Here is a 12,543-nt window from a genome sequence, read left to right as displayed (position 1 = left end):
GGAAGGAAACGGCGGCGGCGATCAACGCTCGCCCTGCAGCCACTCCAGCTGCAACTCGTGCTGGCCGTTCTCGTCGGTGACGAACAGGGTGCCCTCGCTGATCATCACGGTCCAGTTGATCGAACGCGGCAGGTCGCGGGACAGGCTCTCCAGGGGTTCCTGGGGCACTGCCGCGACGTTGATGTTCTTCAGGCTGCGCACACTGTCCAGCACCTTGGTCTGCCAGACCCGCAGGTTGCCATAGGCGAGCAGGCTGAAGCGCTCGCAGCGACGCGAGCACCAAGTGATGCGCTCGGCGTCCGGCTGGCCGACTTCGATCCAGTGCAGGACCCGGCCGTCCAGGCTCTTTTCCCAGAGCGCCGGTTCGTCCACGTCCGACAGGCCACGCCCGAAGGCGATCTGCTCGCCGTACCAGAGCACGTAGGCCAGCAAGCGCACGGCCAGGCGCTCCTCGGTCTCGGAGGGGTGCCGGGCCACGGTCAGGCGCAACGTCTCGTAGACCCCGCGGTCCAGGTCGGTGAGGGAAATATCGGCTTTATAGGGCGTGGATTGCAGGGCCATGGGAATACCGGCGTGGGAAGCGAAAGGGCGCAAGTCTAACCTGAAACCCGCCCGCGTGCGGTCCGCCGGCCGACCGCCTGCCCTGCCTTTCTCGCGTCGCTGCCGCTCAGCGCGGGGCGTAGCGGCCCCAGAGTTCCTCGAACTCTCGCCGATAGGCGCCGATCAGCACGGCGTCGTCGGTTACCAGCAGGTTCTCTTCGTTGTTGACGCTGGCGCTGCGGGTCCAGTTGAAACTGCCGTTGAGCAGCCAGGCGCCATCCACCAGGGCGAACTTGTGGTGCATGTGGAAGGGACTGTCGTCGATTCGCAGCGGTACGCCGGCCTCGCGCAGCGCATGGATGTCGCTGCCTTCGTCGAACTGCTTGTCATCGTCGCTGATGATCCGCACCGGAACGCCGCGCCGATGGCAGGCCAGGATTTCCGCACTGAGCTGGTCGTCGGAGATGGTGAACACGCAGATGTCCAGGCTCTGCCTGGCCTGCCGGCACAGTTCGCGGATCTTCCGCCGACACTCCTCGCCGGGACTGAAATAGGCGCTGGCGCGGCTGCGCGGCGGCGCCGCGGTAACCTCCAGGGTGCGCACCACCTGCTCCAGCCACTTCAGGGCGGCTATCCGTTCGCCCTGCTCCTCCAGGAGGACCAGCTCACGCACCAGGTCGAAGGCACGGTTGCGCAGGAAACGCACCTGGTCGGGTGCCAGCTCGCTGCCCAGTTGGCGCAGTTCGTCCCGCTCCTCGTTGCTCAGCTTCAGATCGGCCAGGCTGTCGCGCAGCTGGCGGTCCAATCCGTCGAAGTCCATTTCCCGCTCCTCGTGTCCTCAGGGTTGATCGTTCTCCAGCGGCCTCTGCTCGCCGCCCAGCAACCGGCCCAGTTCGTCGAGGCGGCTGGATATCTCGTTGATGCGGTTGTGCGTGCGCAGGTCGACGTCGATCTTGCGGTCCATCACCTTGATCAGCGGCAGGAAACTGTCCTGCAGGCAGGCGGCAAGGCTCTCCAGCACCTGCTGCACGCCCGGCTGCGCAGGCGCCGTCACCTCGACATTCAGCGCCGGCGCACCCTGGCCGAGCTGGCGCAATCCAGCCAACAACTCGTCCCAGGGCGCCGGTTGTACCGGCTGGGGTTCGCGAGCCAGGCCACGGACGCTTTCCACAAGGTCGTTGAGCTGCGCAACCAGCCGTCCGCCGACGTCGGCGTCGCTGCCGCCCATGGACTTGTTGCGCAGGAAGTCACGCTTGATCTGCGCCCAGCGCTCGGCCTGCTCGGGGCTCTGGTTGCCGCGCAGTTCGGCGAGCTTCAGCAGGTTCTCCTCGGCTCCGGTGGTCAGCAGTTGCGACTCGCCCTGGTAGTGGTCGGCGATCAGTTGCAGCAGCTCGGCATCGTTCATCACCGCGGAGATCTTCTCCGCCATCTTGTTCATGTTGCGGTAGCTGCCCTGCAGCTTGAACGGCGGCTCGCTGCGGTACTGGTCGGCCTGGGCGGCGCTGGCGATGTACTGCTGGTTGACCTTGAGCACCACGTCGCGCACCTGCATGAGGCGTTGCAGGGTGCTGCTGATCTCGTTGATCTCGGCACCGCTGTAGCCGTGGGCCAGCTCGTTGCTGGAGAACGGCTTGCCCTCGGCCTTGGCGACGAAGCGATAGACGTCGGCCATGTCGCGGGTGGCCAGCGGCGCGAGAACCGGGTTGGAGGTCAGGGCGTTCTCGATGTAGCTGAGGGAGAACGCCTCCTGCATGCCGCTGAGGGTGTCGCCGAGGTTGTAGATGTCGGCGCGGTTGGCGAGCATGTCGGGAATGCGGAAGACGTCGCCGGACTCGGTGTAGGGGTTGCCCGCCATCACCACGCAGAACTTCCGCCCACGCATGTCGTAGGTCTTGGTCCGGCCCTTCCACACCCCTTCCACCCGGCGCGTGCCGTCGCAGAGGGAGATGAACTTCTGCAGGAACTCCGGATGGGTGTGCTGGATGTCGTCGACATAGAGCATCACGTTGTTGCCCATCTCCAGCGCCAGGTTGAGCTTCTCCAGTTCCTGCCGCGAAGTCGCGTCCGGCGCCTGCCCGGGGTCGAGCGAGCGCACCTCGTGGCCGAGGGCAGGACCGTTGATCTTCATGAAGATCAGCCCCAGGCGATGCGCCACGTACTCCATCAGGGTGGTCTTGCCGTAGCCTGGCGGGGAGATCAGCATCAGCAGGCCCATCAGGTCGGTGCGCTTGTTCTCGCCCACCGTCCCCATCTGCTTGGCCAGGTTGTCGCCGATGACACCCAGGTAGACGTCATTGATCAGCTTGTTGCGAACGAACGAGGACAGCGGTCGCGGCTTGAACTCGGCCAGGCGCAATGCCTCGCGCTCGCGTTCGACGATCTCCTGGCGCAGCGCCTGGTAGCGCCGCAGCCCCGGCAGGAATTGCTGGCGATGGCGACGCAGGCGGCCGAAGAAGTCGTCCACCGCCAGCGCCAGGCCGCGTTCGAAGATGCGCGGATGCTCGCCCATCAGGCCGTCGACCTGGAAGCGCAGGTCGACCTCGGTGATCCGTCGTGGCATCTCCTCGTCCAGCAACGAGAGCGCCACCGCCTCGTCCAGGTAGGCCGCCAGCGGCTGGAACTCGGCGTCGCCACATAGTCCGCGCAGCCAGTTGCCGGCCAGTTCCCACTGGGCGGCGGGCCGCTCGCCGAGACGCTCCAGGGTCTGCCGGTAGTCGTCCCATAGACGCGCGCCTTGCAGGCGCAGCTTGAGTCCTTCCTGCAATTGCCGGGCATATTTGCTGAAGGTGAATTCGGGACGCTCGGCGGACAATTCCCAGACCAGGTACTCGGCCGCCTCGTCGATATGCTGCGGGTCCAGCGCGATGGGCTGTTCGGCGAGCAGCGCACGCATCGCCGCGGCCACTTCGCCGCGAAGGGCGAGCAGGCCGTCGTCACGACCGAACATCTGCTGGATGCTGCGGCTGCTGCGTGCCCGCTCGGGCCAGCCGGCGACTTCCCGCTCCTCGCGCCGGCGGCTCCAGAACAGGCTGGCGAAGGCCCGCGCCGAGGGTGCGTAGCGTAGCAGTCCGGCGCTCTCGCGCAACGGCAGCAGGCGAACCAGGATCGCCGCCGCATCGTGGTCGTGAATGCCTTTCTCGTAGCCCTCCTTGTAGCGCGGTGCGGCGAAATCGCGGATCGCCCGCGCCAGCTCGTCCGGCTGCGCCAGCAGCGCCTGCAAGCGCTCCAGGCTGAAGCCATCGCGGCCCGCGTCGGCGGCGGCGAGCACTTCGCCGGCGAGATATTCGGCGCGGTACAGCGTCTCCGATTCGGATTCCAGGTTCACCTGCCAGAACTCGCGCAACTCATCGAGCCGCGGGTCCTGCAGCGGTTCGAGGAAATCGGTGCCGGTCAGGTGCAGGTACAGCGCGTCGCCGCGCGGCATCAGGGTCAGGTCGAGTTCCTGGGTGTTGACGCTGAAGCGGTGGCGCGGGCCCAGGCGGATGACGTCGCCGCCCTCCTCGAACAGCTCGCTCTTGTCGCGCAATGCGCGGACCGCCTGGTCGCGCGCGGCCTTCAGGCGCGCCTCGACGTCGTCGGCCTTGACGCTGTCCTTCAATTCGCGAAGACGTTCGGCCAGTTCGCGCAACTTGAGGATCAGCGGGTCGGCGGCGAAGAACGCGTTCAGTTCCTCCGCCTGGGTGAAGCGCGCGGTGCGTCGTTGCAGGCTGTCGAGAATTCGCCGGGCGGCGTCGAGCAGTCCCTGGGCCTTGCGCTGGCGCTCGTCGAGCAGGGTCTGCTTGTGCGCTTCGAAGGTTTCCAGCAGCTCCTCGCGCTTGGCCAGGATGTCGCCGAGGAACTGCTCATGGTCGCCGAACTGGCTTTCCAGTTCCTCCAGTTGCACCAGCAGGCGCGACAGTTGCTCGTCGCAGCGCTCGGGGTCCTGGGCCTGGGCCAGGGCGTTGGTGATGCCCTGGCCGAACAGTTTGAACTGGGCGCCGAACTGGGCCACGGTCTCGCTCGAACCGAGTCCCTTGCGCCGCTGCTCGGCGCGCGCCTTGGCCTGGTTCAGGCGGGCGTAGATCTCCGAGATCGACTCGATGATGCGGGTCCGCTGGGTCGCGTCGTCGATGCGCAGCGAAGCCATCAGCGAGGACAGCATGTCGAGGTCGCCGGCCATCGCCTCCAGGGCCGCCAGCGGCTCGCCGAGCTGGGCCACGGTCTCGGCTTTCTGCGCCTCGCCATCGAGGCTCTGCAGGCGCTCCAGCAAGGGCTGCAGGGCCTGTTCGCTGGCGAGGAAGGTCGCGGTGGCGGCGGCCACCCGCTCGTGGGCCGCGAGCAGTTCGGCCTCCATGGCGTCGAGTCGCGCCACGTCGATGTAGCGGTACTCGCGGATGGTCAGCAGCAACCCACGCTGGGCGGTGATGCCGTTGAGCCCGTCGACGAACTGCTGCACCCGGTCCCAGCCGTCGGGCAGCAAGCCGGAGAGGAGCGCCTTGTGCCGCTCCTCCGCGTCGACCATCGCCTGGGCCGACTGGCGGCGGATACTTTCGACCTTCTCGTACTCGTCGAGCACCAGCTCGGCGGTCGCCGCCACTTCGCGCAACAGCGGCGCCAAGCCGTCCAGTTGGTCGCTGCCGAGCCAGTGGTAGACGTCGAACAGGCGCTGGGTGTTCTGGCACAGCAGCGAGTAGCGCTGGATCGAAACCGCCGGGGTCTCGATCTCCCGGCACAAGTCGTAGAGGTCGGAGACGCCGCGCACCAGCTCGGCATTGCCGATCCGCCCGAGAAAACCGCTACGCGCCGGTTGGCGGGCCGCGTACTCCTCGGTGCAGAACGGCGTCTGCCAGACCTGCATCGGATGGATGCGGGTCGGTTCCTCGCCTTCGGCGGCGAAGATCACCATGCGCCCGTCCTCCAGGCGCGCGTAGCCGTGGCCGAACAGCGGATTCTGCAACTGGCGGTTGATCAGGTTGTAGGTGAGCAGCACGTTCCGCCCCTGCTCGGGATGGTAGAAAACGTACTGCACGTCCTCGCCGTTGGGCGAGCGTACCGAGCGCTTGAAGCGCATGCCTTCCATGGATTGCTCGAAGGTGCGGTACTCGCCGTTCTGCAGGTAGTAGCCGCCGGGGAAGATGATCCCGTGGTCCTCCGGCAACTGGATGCAGGCCAGGCCGATGGCGTCGATGCGCTCGACCTTGCCGGTCAGGCTGTTGAACACCAGGTAGCGCCACTGCTCCTCGCGATAGGGCAGGACCTTGAGCAGCAGCAGGCTGCCGAGGCGGGCGAACTCAACCTGCGCGTCGTCCAGCGACTGGGTCTTGTCCATCACCTCTTCGCGATAGATGCCCAGGCCGACCTCGGTGTTGTTCTCGACCTTGATGGTCAGGTCGCCGCCAATGGTCTCGACGAACAGGGTGTCGAGGATGTTCAGGTGCGGGAAGCGGCCCTCCACCACCATCTCGCGGGTAGCCCGCTGCCATTCGAAGTCGAACGGTGCCGGCAAGGCGATGTCGCGCTCGCCGCGGTTGTCGATGTAGCGGACTTCGCTGCCGTCGCTGGAGATCGACCAGCGGAACACGCGGATGTCGGTGATCCGCTCGCCGATCTGGAAGCTGGCCAGCAGCTTGCCGTCGCGGATCGCCAGTTGCAGCAGGCGGGTGTTCTTGTAGTAGGTGTAAAGCTCGTTGAAGTCGTTGACGAAGCCCGGCGCGGCGAGAAAGCTGTCCCCCAGTGGCACAGGCTCCGCCTCGTAGCCTTCGCTGCCCTCCACCAGGCGGTAGAGGGAGAACACGTCGGCCACGCCGGTTTCCTTGCGCAGGCCGATGAACACGTTGTAGCCGAACAGCAGGCAATCGCCGACCTGGACGATATCGCGGGCGATGCAGTTGTTCTCGGTACGGATGCGGACCCGGCCGATCACATCCATCTGGCTGTCGCCGAACTCCTCCAGGCGACTGGCGTTGAGCCTTTCGGCGGTCTGCCGCAGGCGCTGGCCCTGCTCCAGCAGGCGCTTGTGCAGCACCTCGTAGGCGCCGCCCTCGGCAACGGCCTTGTCCAATACGTCCTGCGCGGGAGTTGCGGCTTGAGTGTCCGACATCCTGGTCTTCCTGGGTCTACGGCGGTCATCGATGGAAACCGGCCCGAGCGGCCTGCCCCGGGCGCAGCCAACAGGCCACGCCAGGGGCTGCGCCGCTCAGGGCGCGGGCGGAACGCCTCCGCAGTTGGCGGAGGAGGCTGCGGGTCGACTCAGACTTCCGCCGCCGGCTCGTTCTCGTGGCCGCTCTTGCGTTCCGGCATCACCGCAGCGGCTGCGCCACGGCCGTTGAGCAGGCGGGCGAGAACGTCCTGCACCACCGGGCTCTTGCCGACCACACCTTCGATGGCCTTGCCCACCGACAGCGACTTGGCGAAGGAGTTGAAGAAGTCGCCCTCGCCGCCGACGATCTCGATGTTCGCCTTGCCCAGCGCGGTGGCGAGCACCTCGGCCTGGTCCTTGGCGATGTCCTTGTTCGCGGCGATGGCCGCCATGGCCTCCTCGAAGCTCTTCTCCAGCTGCATGCGGAACTCTTCGTGCTGGCGAGCGCTGTCGCTGAGGGCATCCAGGGCGCCGAACTTCTTGCCAAGCCCCTCGGCCTCGGCATTCAGGCGCTGCAGCAGTACTTCCGCTTCCGCGCTGCCCTGGTCCTTGGTGGCCTTGGCCTTGGCCGCGCCGAGCTGCTCCTCGCCGCGCGCCTGGGCGCCGAGCTTCTCGGCCAGCACCTTGGCTTCGGCCAGGCCGTCCTTCTCCTTGGCTGCGGCCTGCGCCTCGAGCACCCGGGCGTCGGCCAGGCCGCGCTCCTCGTCGCCCCTGGCTTCGGCGATCAGTTGTTCGGCACGTACCCGCGCCGCTGCCAAGCCATCCTTTTCCTTAGCCGCAGCGGTGACTTCCAGCACCCGCGCATCGGCCAGGCCCGGCGCTGCGCGCTCGGCCTCGATGCCCTCGGCCAGACGCTTCTTCGCCTCGGCCTGCTTCGACGCCGCTTCCAGCTCGGCCTGCGCCATGGTGTTGATTTCCACCGCCTTGTGCTTGGAGCGGGCCTCGTCGGCTTCCGCCTGCTTGACCTGGCGTACCAGCTCCTGCTCGGCTTCCGCCTGGGCCTGCAGCAGGATCACCTGCTTGACCCGCTCGGCCTCGGAAACCTCGCGCACCTCCTTGATCCGCTCCTCCTCCTGGGCCACGGTCTTTTCCACCGCGACGCGCTCGCGAATCACATTGGCGATGTTCTTGCGCTGCTCTTCCAGCGCCTTTTCCTTCTCGATCTTCTGCAGCTCCACCTCACGCTCGCGGGCGACGATCTCCAGGTCCTTGGCGCGGGTGACCTTCTCCACCTCGATGACCACCGCGCGCTGGCGGTTCTGCTGCGCCACCTCGACCTCGCGCTGGTGGTTCTCGGTGCGCACGTCGATTTCCTGCTGCGCCTGGATCCGCGCCTGCTCGGCCTTCAGCCGCTCCTCTTCCTTGACCCGCGCGGTTTCCGCTTCCTCGCGGGCACGGATGGTCTCGATCTCGCGCTTCTGCCGGGCCTCGGCGTCAGCCTGCTGGCGCTCCAGGGCCAGGGCCGCCTCGCGGGTCTCGACGTTCTTCTTCTTGATCGCCAGCTCTTCGTTGCGCTCCAGTTCGTTGGTGATGACGTTCTGGGTGGCGGTCAGCTCGGTGATCTTGCGGATGCCCTCGGCATCGAGGATGTTGCTCGGGTCCAGCGAGTTCTTCGCGGTCTGCTCCAGGTAGTCGATGGCGACGTCTTCCAGGACGTAGCCGTTCAGGTCGTTGCCGATCACCTCGATGATGCGGTCACGGAAGTCCTGGCGATTCTCGAACAGCTGGACGAAGTCGAACTGCTTGCCGACGGTCTTCAGCGCCTCGGAGAACTTGGCATTGAACAGCTCGTTCACCGCCGAACGGTCGGAAGCACGGTCGACGCCGATGGCCTTGGCCACCTTGAGCACGTCGTCCTGGGTCTCGTTGACCCGCAGGTAGAAGGCAACGGTGATGTCCGCGCGCATGTTGTCGCGGCAGATCAGGCCGTCCTTGCCGCGCCGGTCGACCTCCAGGGTGATCAGCGAGATGCGCATGAACTCCTTCAGGTGGATCACCGGATAGACCAGCGCACCGGTGAAATGCACCTTGGGCGTCGACGACATGTCGTTGACGATCAGCGCGGTGCCTTGCGGGACCTTGATGTAGAAGGCCTTGAACAGGGCCAGCAGGCCCACGACCAGCAGAACGACCAGGCCCACTCCCAGCAGGAGGGGCATCAGCGACGTCATATCCATAGCAGCAGTTCTCCTTGATTCTCACCGAGCCCGGGTCAGATACCGCGGAACTCTTCCTCGGTAACGACCCGATAGGCGTGCTCCGCCTCCAGGTACTCCAGCAGCACGACGCGATCGCCGCGCTTGAAGCCTTTGTTCTCTTCCGCACGAACTTTCAGGATCAGCCCGGCGCCGCCGTCTTCCAGCAACGCCTCGCCATGTTGCAGGGTGACCCGCCCGCTGCGCACCACCGCGACCTGGCCCAGCACCGACTTGCTGCTGGTGCTTTCCAGCTTGCGGAACAGCGGCCGCAACGGCCGGCACAGCGTGGCCGCCAGCGGCGCCGCCAGGAACAGCGCGCCCACCGCCACCACGGCGCCCAACGGGTAGCGCAGCCAGCCGAGCGGCAATGCGCTGAGCAGCCACAGCTGGACGAAGTAGCAGAGGAACCAGGCGAAGAAGGACAGCAGGGTCAGCACCAGGGTGACCGGTACGCCGTTGAGTTTCAGCTTCGCCAGCAGCGCGGCGAGGCCTTCGGCCTGGCCGGCGCCATCGACGACCGACTCGGCGTCGAGATCGAGCACATCGATCTCGACCATGCCCAGGGCGACGATGCCCCAGTAGATGATCGCTAGGATCAGAAGAAAGCTGAACAGCACGGTCGGGAACGACAGCGCCGTCTGCAGGAAACCTTCCATTGTCGCTCTATCCCTGAAAAACGGGCCCGGACGCCTTCGCCGAGCCGCGGGCCTATCAGGCCTTGCCCTTTTCCTTCAGGCGCGCCAGCACGCCATCCACGCTGTTACCCGAGGCCTTGATCCCAGCCGCGCGCAGCTTGGCGTCCAGCGCATCGTCCGGCGCCGCCGCGCTGGCCAGTTCGGCCGCGGCATCCATGGTCGCCGCGCGTTCGGCCTGGCGCTGCTTGATCCGCTCCAGGGAGTCCACCGCGGTCTGCAGCTTGCTCTTCGAGTTGCCGTAGCGCTGGGCAACGGCCATCTGCGCCTTCTGCACGCTCTCGGTGGCCTTGACCGTATCCACCTGTTGCTTGAGCTGGCGGATGTTGCCCTCGGCCTGGCTCACCGACTTGCGCAACTGGGCTACGCTGGCGGCGAATTCCGCGACCTGGGCACGCTCGCCCTCGAGCTGGTTCTCCAGGGTCGCGATCTTCTCCGCGACCTCCCGGGCCAGCTCCTCGTTGCCGGCCTCCAGTGCCTTGATCGCGTATTGCTCGTACTCGGCGACCTGGGCCGCGCCCTTCTCGACGCGCTCCTGGGCCAGGCGGTGGCGGGCCATGATCGAGGCCAGCGCTTCCCGCGACTTGCGCAGTTCGACGTCGGCGTCGCGGATCTCCTGGTCGAGGATGCGCAGCGCCTGGCTGTCGACGATCGCCTCGCCAACCTCGTTGGCTCCGCCGCGCAGGGCGCTCAGCAGCTTGCTCCATACCGTCATGATGGTGTCCTCCCTCAGGCCCGGGCTTTCAGGTAGCCGGCGTAGACTTCCGTGGCGCGGATCACGTTGCCGGCCAGGGTTTCGATTTCGTGCAGCACGCTGGCCAGCGACGAAGTCGTGCTCAACGCGCCGAACATGCTGTAGCAGCGCTCCTCGCCCGGCAGGTTGAGCAGGCCGATGCTCGACAGCGGGAACAGTTGCCGGCTGAGCAGGACCTCTTCGTTGAAGGCGGTCGCGTCGGTAACGTCGCTTTCCGGCCAGAGCAGCGCCTCGACGATGATCTGCTCGCCCTGGGGCGCGACGAACACCGGCAGGTCGCCGTATTCGCGCATGATCACATAGAGACTCGCTTCCGCCCCCTCGATCAGCTCGATCTGGGCCTCGCCGCTGCTGAACAGCTCGGTGCCGCTCAGGGCCTCGGCCAGCGAGCGAGCGTTCCATACCCGGGCTTCCGTCATGTCTTCCTCCTTCTCCAAATGAGCCGCTCCGGCAGCCGGGCGACGCAGCATCCGCTCGATGCCGGCGAGCGCCGCGGCGTTCTCCGGCAAGATCCAGACTTCCTTCTTCACCAGGCCCTGCTCGCGCAGGCGCTGGCGAAAGACACGCTGATAATGGGCTGATGATTTCCGTTGCATGGACTCACACTACGAGATCACATGTAAGATTTCAACAGATCACATGTAATAAAAACCAACGCACGCGCATATCTACGCCGGGCCGGCCGGAGCATGGAAAAGAAACACGGGGAGGAAAGAGAGAAAGAAATGGCACGAGGGGCCTCCCTGGCTCGGTGTCTGGCGCGCTACATCCTGTATCGACTCCCGCATTAAACCCTCTATGCAAAAGGAATTGAAGGACCGCCGGGCATATCGGGAAAAAACGGGAAACGTCTCACCCTACCGCGGCACCCGCCCGCACCGCCGGCAAATGCTCTAGGCTATGCGCACACTGCAGCCTGACGGACACCGCATGGAACATTCGCCCAAACCGCTGGCCGGCCTGAAGGTGGTCGAGCTCGGCACCCTGATCGCCGGCCCTTTCGCCTCGCGGATCTGCGCCGAGTTCGGCGCCGAAGTGATCAAGATCGAGTCGCCCGACGGCGGCGATCCACTGCGCAAGTGGCGCAAGCTCTACGAAGGCACCTCGCTGTGGTGGTTCGTTCAGGCACGCAACAAGAAATCCCTGACCCTCAATCTCAAGCACGCCGAAGGCCAGGCGATCCTGAAACGCCTGCTCGGCGATGCCGACATCCTGATCGAGAACTTCCGCCCCGGCGTACTGGAAAAGCTCGGCCTGGGCTGGGATGTCCTCCACGCGCTGAACCCGCGCCTGGTGATGGTGCGCCTGTCGGGCTTCGGCCAGACCGGCCCCTACAAGGACCAGCCGGGCTTCGGCGCGGTCGGCGAGTCGATGGGCGGACTGCGCTACATTACCGGCTTCGAGGACCGCCCGCCGGTTCGCACCGGGATTTCCATCGGCGACTCGATCGCCGCCCTGTGGGGCGTGATCGGCGCGCTGATGGCGCTGCGACACCGCGAGGTCAACGGCGGCGAGGGACAGATGGTCGACGTCGCCCTCTACGAGGCGATCTTCGCCATGATGGAAAGCATGGTTCCGGAATTCGACGTGTTCGGTTTCATCCGCGAGCGCACCGGCAACATCATGCCGGGCATCACCCCCTCCTCCATCCACACCAGCGCCGATGGCCGCCACGTACAGATCGGCGCCAACGGCGACGCGATCTTCCGCCGCTTCATGCAGGCCATCGGCCGCGACGACCTGGCCAGCGACCCGCAACTGGCCAGCAACGACGGGCGCGATGCGCGCCGCGACGAACTCTATGGGGTTATCGACCGCTGGGTCGCCTCGCAGTCCCTGGAGGAAGTGCTGGCGGTGCTGGCGCGAGCCGAAGTCCCGGCCAGCCGCATCTACTCCGCCGAAGACATGTTCCGCGATCCGCAATTCCTTGCCCGCGAGATGTTCCTCTCGGCACGCTTGCCGGACGGCAAGCCATTCCGCATGCCTGGCATCGTGCCCAAGCTGTCCGCCACGCCAGGCTCGGCGGATTGGGTAGGCCCGGAACTGGGCGAGCATACCGATGCCCTGCTCGCCGAGCTGGGCTACGACAGCGAGGGCATCGCCGCCCTGCGCCGGGAAGGCGCCATCTGAACGGTACGCGGAGCCCTTCATCGGTGCTCCGCGGACAGGGCGGCCCCTCTCCCCTATCCAGCCAGGGAGAGGGGGTTATCCGCACGCTTCCACGAGCATGGCGCCATCCGG

The 12,543-nt window shown here is 66.3% G+C and carries 8 protein-coding genes; 1 reads left to right on the top strand and 7 read right to left on the bottom strand.

The genetic code is table 11. From position 1 onward, the window contains the following. Positions 1-21: 21 nt before the first annotated feature. The 7 genes from FHW81_RS02825 to FHW81_RS02795 all read right to left on the bottom strand — a co-directional run bounded on the left by FHW81_RS02825 (position 22) and on the right by FHW81_RS02795 (position 10,898). Positions 22-561, bottom strand: coding sequence for a YaeQ family protein (locus FHW81_RS02825; protein ID WP_003092594.1), 540 nt, complete (start codon positions 559-561; stop codon positions 22-24). A 106-nt stretch (positions 562-667) separates the two neighbouring features. After that, positions 668-1,360 carry a phospholipase D-like domain-containing protein gene (locus FHW81_RS02820; RefSeq protein WP_003100680.1) on the bottom strand — a complete coding sequence of 231 codons (693 nt, stop codon included), beginning with the start codon at positions 1,358-1,360 and terminating at the stop codon, positions 668-670. Positions 1,361-1,378: 18 nt separating this feature from the next. Then, a complete protein-coding gene (locus tag FHW81_RS02815) occupies positions 1,379-6,619 on the bottom strand; it encodes a DNA repair ATPase (protein WP_106120613.1) in 5,241 nt (1,746 codons plus the stop codon). Between the two features lie 149 nt (positions 6,620-6,768). Next, positions 6,769-8,835, bottom strand: coding sequence for a flotillin family protein (locus tag FHW81_RS02810; RefSeq protein ID WP_003113833.1), 2,067 nt, complete (start codon positions 8,833-8,835; stop codon positions 6,769-6,771). Between the two features lie 35 nt (positions 8,836-8,870). Then, positions 8,871-9,512: a hypothetical protein gene (locus FHW81_RS02805; protein WP_003100672.1), complete on the bottom strand. Its 642-nt coding sequence runs from the start codon at positions 9,510-9,512 to the stop codon at positions 8,871-8,873. A 55-nt stretch (positions 9,513-9,567) separates the two neighbouring features. Continuing rightward, positions 9,568-10,263, bottom strand: a complete 696-nt coding sequence (locus FHW81_RS02800; RefSeq protein ID WP_003092609.1) for a PspA/IM30 family protein — start codon at positions 10,261-10,263, stop codon at positions 9,568-9,570. 14 nt (positions 10,264-10,277) lie between these two features. After that, complete coding sequence (locus FHW81_RS02795; RefSeq protein ID WP_003092612.1) at positions 10,278-10,898, bottom strand: YjfI family protein; 621 nt, start codon at positions 10,896-10,898, stop codon at positions 10,278-10,280. Between the two features lie 304 nt (positions 10,899-11,202). On the opposite strand from FHW81_RS02795, the gene FHW81_RS02790 reads away from it, so the two are divergent. Next, positions 11,203-12,432, top strand: a complete 1,230-nt coding sequence (locus FHW81_RS02790) for a CaiB/BaiF CoA transferase family protein (RefSeq protein WP_004351428.1) — start codon at positions 11,203-11,205, stop codon at positions 12,430-12,432. Positions 12,433-12,543: the final 111 nt, after the last annotated feature.

The sequence above is a fragment of the Pseudomonas sp. RC10-4-2 genome (assembly GCF_050433085.1).
Taxonomy (GTDB): Bacteria; Pseudomonadota; Gammaproteobacteria; order Pseudomonadales; family Pseudomonadaceae; genus Pseudomonas; species Pseudomonas aeruginosa.
Note: the sequence above shows the minus strand (reverse complement) of the source record. Positions and strands in the feature narration are given on the sequence as shown.